Here is a 14,997-nt window from a genome sequence, read left to right on the forward strand (position 1 = left end):
TTTAATTACAATATTAAGTAGGAGGAAATATAATGGAAAAGTTTTTAGGAGAAGGATTAACATTTGATGATGTGCTATTGGTTCCGGCAAAATCAGAAGTGCTTCCTAAGGATGTGCGCACAAGGACAAACCTTACAAAAAGGATTAAACTAAACATACCAATTATGAGTGCAGGGATGGATACAGTAACTGATTCAAGGATGGCAATAGCAATGGCTAGAGAAGGCGGCATAGGAATCATTCATAAAAATATGTCCATAGAAAAGCAGGCATTGGAAGTCGATAGAGTAAAGAGATCAGAGCATGGAGTAATAACAGACCCGTTTTATTTATCACCAGATCATATATTAGCAGATGCACTTGAGCTAATGGAAAGGTATAGAATATCTGGAGTACCAATTGTAGATACAAATATGAAGCTAGTAGGCATAATAACCAATAGGGATATAAGATTTGAAACTGATGCCTCAAAAAAAATATATGATGTAATGACAAAAGATAATCTGATTGTTGCAGAGCCTGACATAACTTTAGAAGAAGCACAAGAAAGGTTGAAGGCACACAAAATAGAAAAGCTTCCTTTAGTAGATGCCAATAATATCCTAGTAGGGCTTATTACTATAAAGGATATCGAAAAGAAAATAGAATTTCCTAATTCTGCGACAGATAAAACTGGTAGACTTTTAGCGGGCGCAGCAGTAGGGGTTACAGGAGATGTACTAGATAGGGTAGCAGCATTAGTAAAGGCTAAGGTTGACGTAGTAGTCGTAGATACAGCTCATGGACATTCAAAGGGAGTTATAGAAACAGTTACCAAGATAAAAAGAGAGTATCCAGATTTACAGATAATTGCAGGAAATGTGGCTACAGGAGAAGCAACAGAAGACCTCATAAAAGCAGGAGCAGATGCAATAAAGGTAGGAATAGGTCCTGGTTCTATATGTACTACAAGAGTAGTTGCAGGGGTTGGAGTACCACAAATTACAGCTATATATAACTGTGCACAGGTTGCAAAAAAATATGGTATACCTATAATAGGAGATGGAGGAATAAAGTATTCAGGAGATATAGTAAAAGCAATAGCAGCAGGTGCTGACGTAGTCATGATTGGTTCAATGATTGCAGGTACGGATGAAAGCCCAGGAGAAATGGAACTTTATGAAGGCAGAAGATTTAAAGTCTATAGAGGTATGGGTTCTCTTGGAGCAATGGCTGCTGGCAGTAAAGATAGATACTTTCAAGAGAATAGTAAAAAGCTTGTACCAGAAGGAATTGAAGGAAGAGTTCCTTATAGAGGGCCACTTAGTGATGTGACTTATCAATTAATAGGGGGACTAAAGGCTGGCATGGGATATTGTGGTGCTGCAACTATTGAAGATTTAAAAGAGAAGGGGCAATTTATTAAAATAACTAATGCCGGATTACTTGAAAGCCACCCGCATGATGTTCAAATCACTAAAGAAGCTCCAAACTATAGTAAGGTTTACTAATAAATATAATTGGAGGAATAAAAATGAATAATAGGATACCAGAAAATTTTGTAGAAGAGTCTATTCAAGAAATAAAGAAGCAAATAGGAGAAAAAAAAGCAATATGTGCATTATCAGGTGGAGTTGATTCATCAGTATGTGCTGTGCTAGTGCATAGGGCTATTGGGAAAAATCTTACCTGTATATTTGTAGATCATGGGCTATTAAGAAAAAATGAAGCAGATCAAGTAGAAGAATTATTTAGAAATAAATTCGATATGAATCTTATAAGAGTAAATGCTCAGGAACGATTTCTAAATAAGCTAAAGGGTGTAACAGATCCTGAGACAAAGAGGAAAATCATAGGAGAAGAATTTATAAGAGTGTTTGAAGAGGAGAAGCAAAAGCTAGGTCAAATTGATTTTCTTGTACAAGGCACTATATATCCGGATATAGTAGAAAGCGGTACTGAAGGAACAGCTGTAGTGAAAAGTCATCATAATGTTGGGGGGCTTCCAGAGGATGTTGACTTTGAGCTAGTAGAGCCTTTAAAAATGCTTTATAAAGAGGGAGTAAGAGAGGTAGGAAGACGCTTAGGCATCCCTGAGGAAGTAGTAAATAGACAACCATTCCCCGGACCTGGATTAGGAGTAAGAGTACTTGGAGAAATAACAGAGGAAAAGCTAAGAATTGTAAGAGAGGCGGACTGGATATTTAGAGAGGAAATCAAAAATGCAGGACTTGAAAATAAAATATGGCAGTATTTTGCAGCCCTACCTAATATAAAAAGTGTAGGCGTAGTAAACGGAGGGAGAACATATTTCCATACAATTGCTTTAAGAGCTGTACATTCAACTGATGGAATGACTTCTGACTGGGCAAGAATACCTTATGAAGTACTTGAAAAGGTATCTAGAAGAATAACTAGCGAAGTGGAAGGAGTAAATAGAGTAGTATATGATATCACTAGCAAACCACCTGCTACGATTGAGTGGGAATAGACGTCAAAATGCCTCTGAACCCAGTAAAATAAAGGGTTTCAGAGGCTTGATTTTATGGCAGTTTAGAAAGTGGGATATGCAGTAGGCGCATGATCTCCTTCTCCGACTCAAGAACTCGTTCTGCAATAAAGTCCATAAAAGGTTGATCATCTTCATGAGCCCGCTCCAGCAAGCTAATATACTCATGTCGCAAGACTGGTGGAATTATGGCCAGCATATAACCGTCCTGAATAAGCGCTGTATTCATAAGCAACCTGGCAACTCTCCCGTTCCCATCTATGAAAGGATGAATAAATACAAACCGCTTATGCAGCTGGGCGGCAAATTCAACCGGATGGTACTTATTACGCTCAGAGCATGCCCACTGGAATAACTTTGTCATTTCCTCTTCTATCTGCTCTACTGAGCATACTTCATATTTTGAGCCGGTTATAAAGACCGGGCGATCGCGGTATTTTCCCGCTGCCCCGACATCAATACCTGTATAAAACATTCGGTGCATTGTAAGGGCGTCTTCTTCGGTTATTTGGTAGCTATTAAGCAATGAAAACATGAAATCATAAGCCTTTGCATGCCCCAGGGCTTCGAATGTATCTCGAAGAGGCTTTCCTCCGACAGTCAGTCCGTCTTCCAGGAGGATCTTTGTTTCACTTAATGTGAGGGTGTTCCCTTCAAGAGCATTGCTGGACCATGTAAGGCCTATCCGGTAGTAGTTTTTAATTTCATGAAGTAAATGGCCTTCAAAGGGACGCTTTTCATCAATGGCCAGCTTGTAGAGGTCGATTTTTTCATATAAAGTCATTGATTAACACCGTCCTCCGTAATTACTTTCCGTGTAGTAATAATGCCGCTTGTTACCTTGCTGCCATTTTCAGCACCACACCAGGGACAATTTATGCTTTCTCGATCTTTTACGCCGGGATATCCTGCGTTTGATATGGTTACAGAGAAGCTTTTTCCACAGGCTGTGCACTTGAATATATCATTATTTGACAATTTGAGAACCTCCTTTTTTAGTATGTGACCTTCTCGCCAGATGGCAGTATAAAAGAGCCTTCGTATTTACAACTGGCAGCTTCGGCAATTTTCTTTAATTCGTCTACAGTGAAAGTTTCCCGCTTCATCTTTTGATTAAATGCCTGTGGACTCCTACCGGACATCCTTCCGAGTTCGGAGACACTTATTCCAAGCTTCACACATAGAATTTTCAGCTGTTCAGACACTGACATATAACCACTCCTTTCAATATTCTCATTATAAACGAATTTATTTAATAAATCAACGATAATATTTCTCTTTTATCGAGAAACGTTAAATAAATTATTGACGCCATAAACAATATCATTTATATTATAAACATAAACGATTAACTCAAAGCCTGCAGCCAGGAGAAAGAGAACTGGCTCAGTAAGGCGATCCAACCACAAACGGCACCTTAACAGGGTGCCATGCCCGCAGAGCCTGCACAATAGACGCTTTATCGTGCGATACAGCGTAAACGGTAGCAATTACATTCAGGTAAACAACTTTAAGAAATACGGGAACCTGCAGCTTTACAGAAGATGCAGTCAAATCCCAGCGCCAGAGTTTCAATAGGTATTTTAATCAGATGTCTGATGTAGTATAATAGCAGAATACAGGGCACTAAGAGAGCACCAGAAATGCACCGGAAAAGCACAGTAATAGCATAGTGCCGGCACGGTGCAAAGTGCTTATTTTCAGGAAAGATTAAAGAGGAGACCGAGAAGGGATTTGCCTTCATATCTGAAGGATACATGCCGGGAGAATGGAAGTTCAAGGTGCTAACAATCGAAGAGTTCAAGCGCAAATATTACAAGCTGGTCGAAGGTGGTCAGGCGCTGGCGAACAAGATAAAAACCACAGAGGACCTCTACCAATGGTATCGGAGGGAGTTCATTATTTAAACTGTAACTAGGCATAAATCGTGGTAGCAAAATGGCAGCAAAAAAATTATAAACTATAAAAATGGCAATAATTTTGATAATATGAATAATAGGAATAACAGAAAACAATAGGAATAACGACGAATAAAACTTTAACAATCGAATGGGAGTAGAGATATAAATTTAAAAGTATTCATATAGCTCATAGAAGCATTATCTCACTTTGACCCCTTAAGAGATTTGCTTCTGTGATGCTAGGGTTAGGCTGTTGATATTAGCTTTGTCAGCAGCCTAACTTTGTATTAAGAATGTATCCTATGTTCAGAATTTAAATAGATTATATTGACATAACACAAAAGTTAATATATTATTAAAATAGGTGGTACGTACCAGTTATAAAATATCTTCGAAGGTGATGGTCATGAAAGTCATAAATAAAGAAAGTAGAATACCATTATATTATCAGCTAATGGATATAATTATCGAAATGATAGAAGAAGGATATTTATCTGAAAATGATCAGTTGCCTTCAGAAAGAGAGCTATGTGAAACTTATAGTGTTAGTAGATCTACAGTGAGACAAGCTATACAAGAACTAGAAAAAGAAGGATATATATACAGGGAGCATGGGAAGGGAACCTTTGTTTCTCCTGAAAAATTTAAGCAAGACTTACTAAGCTTTTATAGCTTTACTGATGAGATGAAAAAGATTGGAAAAACACCTTCTTCTCAGGTTCTTGACTTCAAGGTAATAAAGTGTAGTGACGAACTAGCAAAAAAAATGAACCTAGCTTCAGGTGACGAAGTATACATGTTTACAAGGCTAAGGCTTGCTGATAATGAACCAATGATGCTTGAAACAAGTTATGTGCCTTGTGACAGATTTCCAGGCTTGACAAAGGAACAATTAGAACAAAATGCCATGTATGAAATATTTACTAAAAAATACAATGCAGTCTTTACCTGTGCAGAAGAAATATTTCAATCAGTATTGACTAGAGAAGATGAAGCTGTACTACTTTTATATCGTACTGGATTACCTGCAATGATGATAGAAAGAATAACACATGAAAATGACATGATAATCGAATATACAAAGGGAATTGCAAGAGGAGATAGGTTCAAATATCATGTATTACTAAAGAAATAATTTTTTAACATAACTGGTAATGACAACATGACAACTGTATATCATAATGAGTTGAAGAAGGGTGATTATATGTTTGGACTAAGTGAAGAAAAATGGAAAGCTTTAAATGGGCTAAATACTGCTAGTGAAATATACCAGCAGCCTAAGCTTTGGTTAGAAACCTTGAAAATAATTGAAAGTAATAAGGACAATATAAGCAGATTTATTAATGAAAGATTAGAAAAAGAAAAGATTAGGGTTATATTTACAGGTGCTGGTACATCGGCATATGTAGGAGAAATAGTGGTTCCTTACTTAAATAAAAAAGAAGGTAATACATATGAGTCTATTCCTACGACAGATATAGTTACTAATCCTAAGTCATATTTTAAAAAAGATATTCCCACATTACTAATATCATTTGCTCGCTCTGGAAACAGTCCTGAAAGCGTTGCAGCATATGAATTAGCAAACAAGCTAGTTGACGATATAAGTCATATATTTATTACATGCAATGCAGATGGTAAATTAGCTCAAATATCTAGAGAAAAAGAAAACGTATTCTTACTGCTAATGCCAGATAAATCTAATGATTTAGGATTTGCAATGACTAGTAGTTTTTCTTGTATGACTTTAGCCGCTTCATTAATTTTTGACATGGAGAACTTTGAAGCGAATAAAAAGCAAGTATTAGAAATAGGGTCAATAGCTGAATACATACTAGATAATAAGTATGAAGATTTGAATAAGATACTAGACTATGACAATAAAAGGGTTGTATATCTAGGTTCAGGTAGCTTTTATGGAATAGCAAAAGAAAGTGCATTGAAGTTATTAGAACTAACAAGGGGACAGATTGTTTCACATAATGAAAGTGTTCTAGGTTTTAGACATGGTCCTAAGTCAATAGTAGATGATAATACCTTAATACTGTTATATTGCTCCTTAGATGAATACGCAAAAAAATATGATATAGACTTACTAAATGAAATCTATAATGATGTGGGAGACCACAAGATAATATCAATTTCAAGGGATTATGACGAAAAGATTAAAGAAATATCAGATTACCAGCTATATCTAAGCAAAGATTCTATAGAAATAAACAATGAAGTTTTTATATCATTACTTTATGTATTATATGCGCAGGTTTTTGCTTTACTATACTCAGTAAAAACAGGAGTAGAGCCTGATAATCCTAATCCAAGTGGATTGGTTAATAGGGTTGTAAAGGGCGTAACAATCTATGATTATATAATGTAAAATCAAACAAAAAAACTAAAATTATCTATTAAGGAGGATGTTTTATGAAAAGTAAAAAAATGCTAAGTATTTTCCTATGTGCGATTATGTTAAGCATAACACTTGTTGGATGCGGTAGTGGAACAAGTGACAAAACATCAGCTAATAGTGACAATGTGACTTTAACTTTTGGATTGTGGGACAAGAATCAAGAACCGGTATTAAGACAAATAGCTGACACATTTGAAGCACAAAGCCCAAATATTAAAATTGACATTCAATTAACACCATATGGGCAATATTGGACAAAGTTAGAAGCAGCTGCTACTGGTGAGGTTCTCCCAGATATTTTCTGGATAAATGGACCAAACATAGTTAAGTATGCATCTAATGGCATATTGATGCCTATTGATGACAAGGTAAAAGAAGATAATATAGACTTAAGTCTATATCCTCAAGGATTGATTGATCTCTATACAGTAGATGGAAAACTATATGGGATACCAAAAGACTGGGATTTAACAGCACTTTGGTATAATAAAAAGATATTTGATGAAAAAGGTGTAGAATATCCAAATGAGAGTTGGACATTTGATGATATGGTAGAAGCTGCAAGAAAACTAACTGATAAAGAAAAAGGAATATACGGTATCGCTGCAAGACCTGATACACAGGAAGGACTGTACAATACTATACCACAAGCAGGTGGATTTATAATTTCAGATGATAGGACAAAATCAGGATATGATTCTCCTGAAGCAGTAGCGGGAACACAAATCTGGGTAGACCTTATTAAAGAAGGTGTATCACCTACTCTAGAAGAAATGGCAGATACATATGAAATTGACATGTTTTGTGCTGAAAGATTAGCTATGGTTTATGCAGCTTCATGGAATGTACCTACATTTATGAGTAATGAAACAATAAAAGACCACGTTGATTTAACAGTTATGCCTTTGATTAAAGAACGAGCTGCAATAATACACGGATTAACTAATGCCATCTCTGCCAATACAAAACATCCTAAAGAAGCTTGGGAATTTGTAAAGTATCTTGCTGGTAAAGAAGCAAATGAAATATGGGCTAAGTCAGGAGTTGTTATACCAGCACGTACGGATGTTTTAGATACATGGAAAGAAGCTTATCCTAACCTAAATCTACAAGCTTATATTGATGAATTAGATTATTCAATAATGTATCCGGTATCAAAGAATACACCAAAATGGAATGATGTTGAGATTAAATATATTAAGCAAATATTGTTTTTTTTGCCAGCTATAACTATGCCAGCTGCAATTGCTACTATGTGGAAATGGCTCTATAACGGACAATACGGTCTAATTAATCAGCTTTTAAACAAACTTGGTCTAGAAGGACATGCTTGGATAGCAGATCCCAAATATGCAATGGCAGCATTGATAATAGTTGGTATATGGAGTTCTCTTGGTATGAAAATTATCTACTTTTTAGCGGGTCTTCAAGGTATTTCAAAGTCCTATTATGAAGCTTCTACTATTGATGGTGCTGGCCCTATTAGGCAGTTTTTTACAATAACTTTACCACTATTATCACCAACAATATTTTTTGTTTCAATTACTTCACTAATTAGTGCTTTTCAAATGTTTGATATTATATTCATGATGATTAGTAAGACAGGGCTTGCAATAAATAGTACTATGTCCATTGTATATCTATTTTATAAGAATGCATTTGAATACCTAGATAAAGGCTATGCATCAGCCATATCCATATTGTTATTTGTAATAATACTCATTATTACAATAATTCAACTTAAATTACAGAAGAAGTTTACTGATTATTAATGGACAGGTTAGGAGAGTTGAAAATGAATGAATTAGGTTTAAAAAAAGACAAAAAAATACTAATCCATTTAGTTTTAATAATAGGAGTAATTACAACTGTGATTCCATTTATTTGGATGATACTCACATCACTTAAAACATTAGGAGAATCAACACAGATTCCTCCTGAAATTTTTCCATCTGTACCTCAGTGGGGTAATTACAAAGAAGCAATAGATACGTTACCCTATGCTAAATTCTATTATAACACTATAGTATATACTCTAGTCACTACTATAGGACAACTAGTATTTTGCTCTATGGCAGGATATGCCTTTGCCAGAATAGATTTTCCAGGGAAAAACTTTATATTTGTTCTTATTCTATCTGTACTTATGGTACCAGGTCAAATATTTATTATTCCTCAATTTATGATAATTAAAAAACTTGGATTACTAAATACAATATCTGCCCTGATACTTCCTAGTTTATTTAGTGCTTTTGGTACTTATTTAATGAGGCAGTTTTTCATAAGTATTCCAAAAGAACTAGAAGAAGCAGCAGTATTAGATGGATATAATCGTTTTCAAATATTGTGGAAGGTAATGATTCCCCTAGTTAAACCTGCTTTAACTGCATTGGCAATAAGCACAATTTTATACTGTTGGAATTCATTAATGTGGCCTTTAATTGTAAACACATCTATAGATAAGATGACCCTATCAGCAGGTCTTGCTTCATTACAGGGGCAGCACTCTACAAATTATCCTGTAATGATGGCTGGAACAGTACTAGCTATATGGCCAATGATAGTTGTATTCTTAATATTCCAAAAACAGTTCGTAGAAGGAATGGCCTTTACTGGAACAAAGGGTTAATATATTTTTATTGATTTAGGAGGATGAAAAATGTCAAAAATAAAAGTTGGATTAATCGGAGCTGGACAGCGTGGTAAAGATGTATATGGTAACTATGCACTTATTCACCCTGAACATATAGAATTTGTAGCAGTAGCAGAACCAAATGAAATAAAGAGAAAAGAGTTTTCAGAAAAACATAATATAAAACCAGAATATCAATTTGAATCATGGGAAGAATTTTTTGAAAAAGAAAAGTTCTGTGATGCAGTAATCATAGCTACTCCAGATAGAGTTCACTTCGAACCTGCCAAGCTTGCATTAGAAAAAAATTATCACATTCTTTTAGAAAAACCTATGTCAAATGATCCAAAAGAGGTAATGGAACTAGGAAAGCTAGCAGAAAAGAATGATAAAGTCTTTATGATATGCCATGTACTTAGATATACGCCTTTCTTTAGTACTATTAAGTCTATAATTGATAGTGGAGAAATTGGAGATATAATGTCTATACAACATAATGAAAACATAGGATACTTCCACTTTGGTCATAGTTTTGTAAGAGGGAATTGGAGAAATTCAGATTTATCAAGTCCCCTAATGCTACAAAAATCCTGTCATGATATGGATATACTATTATGGTTAGTAGGTGCTGACTGCACCAAAATTGCTTCATTTGGCGAACTAAGCTATTTCAAAAAAGAAAGTAAGCCTGAAAATGCTGGAGATAGGTGTGTAAACTGTCAAATAGAAAACCAATGTCCTTACTCAGCAGTTCAATTATATTATAACAATGTTGGGAGATGGCCAACTACTGCAATATGTGAGATACAAACTATTGAAGAAGTGAAAAAAGCAGTAGCAGAAGGACCTTACGGTAGATGTGTCTATGAATGTGATAATAATGTAGTAGACCATCAAAGCACTATTTTAGAATTTGCTAACAATGTAACAGCTACTTTTAACTTATCTGCATTTACAAATAAGGTTATGGGAAAACTTCTTGGACATGCTGTAAAGCCTACCTGCCATTACAAACAAACATCTTTAGACAAATTTGAACAAGTAATAAGTGAAGGAATAGAAGAAGTCTGTAGGCAGTCAAGGATATCAATATCTGAAATAGACTTTTCTGTTATAGGAATTCCAGGATATGGAGAGATAGAAAAGGATGTTCATATTATCGATGAGACGGTTAAAAGGATTTTAGGAAAGAACACATTTAGATGTGTAAATGATGCTGTAGTAGCCTGGGCTGGGTCTCTAGGATGTAAAGCTGGAATAAATATTGTGGCTGGTACAGGTGCTATAGGATATGGGATTGATCCTAAGGGAAATATGGCTAGGTCAAGTGGATGGGGTCCCTTCTGTGGTGATGAGGGTTCTGCATACTGGTTAGGAAAAAAAGTAATAGAGACATTTTCTAAACAATCCGATGGAAGGTTAAAGAAAACACCCTTATATGACATTGTCTCATCAGAATTCAATATAAAAAGTGATTTTGACCTATTAGATATTGTTGTCAATAAAATGGAAATGAAAAGAGATAAGGTTGCACAGCTTGCCAAGTTATTATATAGGGCAGCCAAAGTTAATGATGAATTTGCATTAGAGGCTTATATACAAGCAGCTTATGAACATTATTCGACTATACACTCCTTAATTGAAAAGCTAGATTTTAAAAATGAAGAAAGGATACTAGTGTCCTACTCTGGAGGAGTGTTCAATGCGGGAAAATATATATTAGATTCATTAAAAATTTTACTGAAAAAAGAAAGCAAACCCATTGAGTTAATCACTCCTATATTGAAGCCAGTGTTTGGAGCTGCATTATATGCCTTAACTATAAAATTAGGAAAACAAAATGCTGATATCATTGAAAATCTCATAACAGAACAAGCAAAATAAGGAATCAACTAATCATTGAATGAGTTAAAATAAACTCATATATGAAGGGAGAATCTTGATGGCTGGTTTAGTATTTAAGAATATATATAAGATATATCAAGGTGACGTTATTGCTGTAAAGGATTTTAATTTAGAAATTAAGGATAAGGAATTTATAGTTCTAGTAGGCCCCTCTGGCTGTGGGAAATCAACTACACTAAGGATGGTAGCAGGTTTAGAGGATATTTCAAAAGGTGAGCTATATATAGATGATGAGCTAGTAAATGATGTACATCCTAAGGATAGGGATATAGCTATGGTTTTTCAGAACTATGCCCTTTACCCTCATATGACTGTATATGACAATATGGCTTTTGGACTTAAAGTTAGAAAGTACAAAAAGGAAGAAATAGATGTAAAGGTTAAGGAAGCAGCAAAAATATTAGGACTAGAAGAATTTCTTCATAGAAAACCAAAAGCTCTTTCTGGAGGTCAAAAACAAAGAGTTGCTCTAGGTAGAGCTATAGTAAGAAATCCAAAGGTATTCCTAATGGATGAGCCATTATCAAATCTAGATGCCAAGCTAAGAGTGCAGACTAGAGCAGAAATAACTAAACTACATAAGAAGCTACAAACTACCTTTATTTATGTTACCCATGACCAGACTGAAGCCATGACTATGGGCGATAGAATTGTAATTATGAAGGACGGTGTAGTTCAGCAGGTAGATACGCCACAAAATGTCTACTCAAAACCTGCAAATGTCTTTGTAGCTGGATTTATAGGAAGCCCAAAGATGAACTTTTTAGATGCTTTAGTCATTAAGGGAGGAGAAGAAGTTTTACTAAAGCTATCAAATGGGACAATTAAATTATCAAAGGAGAAAGCTGATAGGTTGCTAGAGGGCGGATATTTAGGTAAAGAAATCTTGTTGGGAATTAGACCAGAACATATGTATTATAAGGAAAATATAACTGATATTCACCTAGATGGTGTAGTAGACTTTTTAGAAATGCTTGGTTCAGAAAAATATTTATACCTTGCTACAGAAGGTGAGCCTATAATAGCTAGAATAAATTCAGACCACCATGTGGAAAAAGGGGACAAGGTGAGACTATATCTAAGTGATGAAAAATTGTACCTATTTGATAAAGATAGTGAATTAGCTATATAATGTTTCAAAGGAGAAATAAATGATTAATATAAAAGATTTAGGCAAAATTGCTGTTCTAGTGGATTTTGACGGAACTATTACAAGACAGGATACTAACGATTTATTAATTGAGAGATATGGCAATGAAAAAACCAGAAGCATAGAAAAAAAGTACGAAAATAGAAAACTGAACTCTCTAGACTTTTTTAAAAAGATTTTCTTTGAAATAAACATGACTGAAAAAGAATATCTTGATTTCATACTAAATAACTTCGAAATAACAGAAGGATTTATAGAGTTTTACAATAGCTTAAGGTCTAATAATATACCTATTTCAATAATAAGTGGAGGAATAGAAAATGGAATACTTCCATTTCTAAGAAATCATGGAATCAATGAAATAGAAGTATATGCAAACCGAATTGTGTTTAGTGAAAATCAAATGAACGTCGAATTTTATGACGGAGATAACCCATATATAGATTGTTCTAAATCTGATCCTTGCGGGAATTGTAAGGCTAGACATTATAGAAGATACAAAGAAATGTACGATACAGTAGTATTTATAGGAGATGGGACTACAGATAGGTGTGTAGCTGAGGTAGCAGATATTGTATTTGCCAAAAACTCTCTACTAGAGTATTGTAAAGTAAATAATATAGAGCATATACCATGGACGGATTTTAATGATATTAGTAATTTAATATTAGTGAGGTAGATAAAATGGATATTGTTTCAACAAAAGAAATGCTATCAGATGCAAAAAAAAGAAGATATGCTGTTCCTGCCTTTAATATTCATAATTTAGAGACTATGCAGGGAGTATTGGAAGTAGCCAATGAATTAAAATCACCAGTCATAATAGCTACTACACCAGGAACTGTTAGCTATGCTGGGGCGGATTATCTAGTTGCTATGGCTAAAGTAGGAGCTAAAAGATACAATATACCAATTTCACTCCATTTAGATCATTGTTCAGATGTTGATATATTAAAAAAATGCATAGAAGCAGGATATAAGTCAGTGATGATAGATGCTTCATTAAAGGACTATGAGGAAAATCTTCTGATAACAAGGGAGGTCGTAGGATTTGCTCATAATTACAGTGTAAGTGTAGAAGCTGAACTTGGTCTAGTGTCTGGACAAGAAGATGAAAGAGATATCAAAGAAAGCGATAGTGTGCTTACAGACCCTTATACTGCTTTAGACTTTGTGGAAAAAACCAAAATTGATTCATTAGCAGTTGCCATAGGAACTTCTCATGGAGTCTATAAAGCTGAGCCAAAACTAGATTTTGAAAGGTTAAAAAAAATAAATAGCCTAGTTAATGTACCCCTAGTATTACATGGAGCTTCAGGAGTTCCAGCAGAGAGTGTAATTAAGGCAATCGAATGCGGAATTTGTAAGGTTAACATTGCAACAGAACTAAAAATGCCTTTTGCTGATGCCATTAAGGAGTTTTTTGAAAAAAATCCTAATGCAAGTGACCCTAGGCATTACTTAATACCTGCAAAAGAAGCACTAAAAAAGGTTGTAATAGAAAAAATACGAGTTTGTAATAGCATGAACAGGGGGTAGGAGGTTATGCTTCTTACTATCACTTTAAACCCTTCTATTGACAGAAGATATAGTACTAAGGGGTTTGAAAAGGGAAAGATTTTTAGAACCGATGATTTTCAATATACTCCTGGAGGTAAGGGAATAAATGTATCAAAGGTAATAAAGGCTCTTGATGAACCAGTAGTTGCTACAGGTTTTTTAGGAGGGAGAGCAGGTAGCTTCATAAAAGAAAAGCTAGATGAAATGAACATAACTAGTGATTTTATTTCTATTAAGGGAGAAACAAGAAGCTGTATAGCCATACTATCAGATGATGGTAGTCAAACAGAAATATTGGAACCAGGACCATTGATATTGCAGGAAGATATGGAAAGATTTGTATGTTTATATGAAAAGCTCATTGTAGATACTGACCTTGTATGTGCTTCAGGAAGCTTACCAAGAGGACTAAGTTTAGATACCTATAAAGTTCTAATCCAGTTAGCTAATAAACAGGGAAAAAAGTTTATATTAGATACCAGTGGAGAAGCCTTGAAACAAGGTATAGAAGCTAAGCCCTACTTAATAAAGCCTAATAGGGAAGAATTAGAGAGCCTTATAGGGAAATCTATTTGCTCAGAAAATGATATAATCAAAGCTGCAAAGTCTATAATAAATAAAGGTATCAGTATAGTCGCTGTATCCCTAGGCGAAGAAGGTTCTCTAGTATTTAATGACAACTATATGTATAGAGTCAAAACTCCTAAGATTAATGCAATAAATCCAGTAGGTTCAGGAGATTCAATGATAGGAGGATTTGCAGTATCTATTAAGAGAAATTATGATTTTGAAGACATGCTAAGACTAGCAGCAGCCTGTGGTACAGCTAATGCCATGGAAGAAGAAACAGGAAAAGTAGATATAAATAAAGTTAATAAACTTATGAACGAGATAATTATTGAAAAGGTTATCCTATAACTTTGGAGGAAGGCTTCACATTAGAAACAAGATTGA

14 protein-coding genes and 1 pseudogene are annotated in these 14,997 nt (G+C 34.8%); 12 read left to right on the forward strand and 3 right to left on the reverse strand.

All coding sequences use genetic code 11. From position 1 onward, the window contains the following. Window positions 1-32 precede the first annotated feature (32 nt). Window positions 33-1,490, forward strand: a complete 1,458-nt coding sequence (gene guaB, locus DW1_RS01980; protein ID WP_278335714.1) for an IMP dehydrogenase — start codon at window positions 33-35, stop codon at window positions 1,488-1,490. Window positions 1,491-1,504: 14 nt separating this feature from the next. Then, a pseudogene (guaA, locus tag DW1_RS01985) lies at window positions 1,505-2,470 on the forward strand (glutamine-hydrolyzing GMP synthase); the annotation flags it as partial. A gap of 52 nt (window positions 2,471-2,522) precedes the next feature. Here the strand turns inward: guaA and DW1_RS01990 are convergent. From DW1_RS01990 to DW1_RS02000, 3 genes are read right to left on the reverse strand one after another with little or no spacing between them, the layout of a single operon-like run. Beyond that, window positions 2,523-3,272 carry a Fic family protein gene (locus DW1_RS01990; protein ID WP_074348960.1) on the reverse strand — a complete coding sequence of 250 codons (750 nt, stop codon included), beginning with the start codon at window positions 3,270-3,272 and terminating at the stop codon, window positions 2,523-2,525. After that, entirely contained in the window at window positions 3,269-3,466 is a 198-nt protein-coding gene (locus DW1_RS01995; protein WP_074348961.1) for an FmdB family zinc ribbon protein, read from the reverse strand. Before DW1_RS01995 ends, DW1_RS01990 begins: the two co-directional genes overlap by 4 nt. Window positions 3,467-3,483: 17 nt before the next feature. Continuing rightward, window positions 3,484-3,699, reverse strand: a complete 216-nt coding sequence (locus tag DW1_RS02000) for a helix-turn-helix domain-containing protein (RefSeq protein ID WP_074348962.1) — start codon at window positions 3,697-3,699, stop codon at window positions 3,484-3,486. A 546-nt stretch (window positions 3,700-4,245) separates the two neighbouring features. Between DW1_RS02000 and DW1_RS15400 the strand changes: the two genes are divergently transcribed. The 10 genes from DW1_RS15400 (at window position 4,246) to pfkB (ending at window position 14,961) form a co-directional block, all read left to right on the forward strand. After that, window positions 4,246-4,395, forward strand: coding sequence for a hypothetical protein (locus DW1_RS15400; protein WP_159433534.1), 150 nt, complete (start codon window positions 4,246-4,248; stop codon window positions 4,393-4,395). Window positions 4,396-4,795: 400 nt separating this feature from the next. Then, a complete protein-coding gene (locus DW1_RS02005) occupies window positions 4,796-5,524 on the forward strand; it encodes a GntR family transcriptional regulator (protein ID WP_074348963.1) in 729 nt (242 codons plus the stop codon). Between the two features lie 69 nt (window positions 5,525-5,593). Next, entirely contained in the window at window positions 5,594-6,766 is a 1,173-nt protein-coding gene (locus tag DW1_RS02010; protein WP_074348964.1) for an SIS domain-containing protein, read from the forward strand. A gap of 44 nt (window positions 6,767-6,810) precedes the next feature. Continuing rightward, window positions 6,811-8,568, forward strand: coding sequence for an extracellular solute-binding protein (locus DW1_RS02015; RefSeq protein ID WP_074348965.1), 1,758 nt, complete (start codon window positions 6,811-6,813; stop codon window positions 8,566-8,568). Window positions 8,569-8,591: 23 nt separating this feature from the next. Continuing rightward, window positions 8,592-9,425 (forward strand): carbohydrate ABC transporter permease, encoded by an 834-nt coding sequence (locus tag DW1_RS02020; protein ID WP_074348966.1) that lies wholly within the window; start codon window positions 8,592-8,594, stop codon window positions 9,423-9,425. A 30-nt stretch (window positions 9,426-9,455) separates the two neighbouring features. Further along, window positions 9,456-11,312, forward strand: a complete 1,857-nt coding sequence (locus DW1_RS02025) for a BadF/BadG/BcrA/BcrD ATPase family protein (protein WP_074348967.1) — start codon at window positions 9,456-9,458, stop codon at window positions 11,310-11,312. A gap of 58 nt (window positions 11,313-11,370) precedes the next feature. Continuing rightward, window positions 11,371-12,465 (forward strand): ABC transporter ATP-binding protein, encoded by a 1,095-nt coding sequence (gene ugpC, locus DW1_RS02030; protein WP_074348968.1) that lies wholly within the window; start codon window positions 11,371-11,373, stop codon window positions 12,463-12,465. Window positions 12,466-12,484: 19 nt separating this feature from the next. After that, the gene (locus tag DW1_RS02035) at window positions 12,485-13,162 is read left to right on the forward strand and encodes an MtnX-like HAD-IB family phosphatase (RefSeq protein WP_074348969.1); all 678 of its coding nucleotides are present in this window, start codon (window positions 12,485-12,487) and stop codon (window positions 13,160-13,162) included. A 5-nt stretch (window positions 13,163-13,167) separates the two neighbouring features. After that, window positions 13,168-14,022 carry a tagatose-bisphosphate aldolase subunit GatY gene (gene gatY, locus DW1_RS02040; RefSeq protein WP_074348970.1) on the forward strand — a complete coding sequence of 285 codons (855 nt, stop codon included), beginning with the start codon at window positions 13,168-13,170 and terminating at the stop codon, window positions 14,020-14,022. Window positions 14,023-14,028: 6 nt separating this feature from the next. Then, window positions 14,029-14,961 carry a 1-phosphofructokinase gene (gene pfkB, locus DW1_RS02045; RefSeq protein WP_074348971.1) on the forward strand — a complete coding sequence of 311 codons (933 nt, stop codon included), beginning with the start codon at window positions 14,029-14,031 and terminating at the stop codon, window positions 14,959-14,961. The last annotated feature ends 36 nt before the right edge of the window (window positions 14,962-14,997 follow it).

It is taken from the genome of Proteiniborus sp. DW1, from assembly GCF_900095305.1.
Taxonomy (GTDB): Bacteria; Bacillota; Clostridia; order Tissierellales; family Proteiniboraceae; genus Proteiniborus.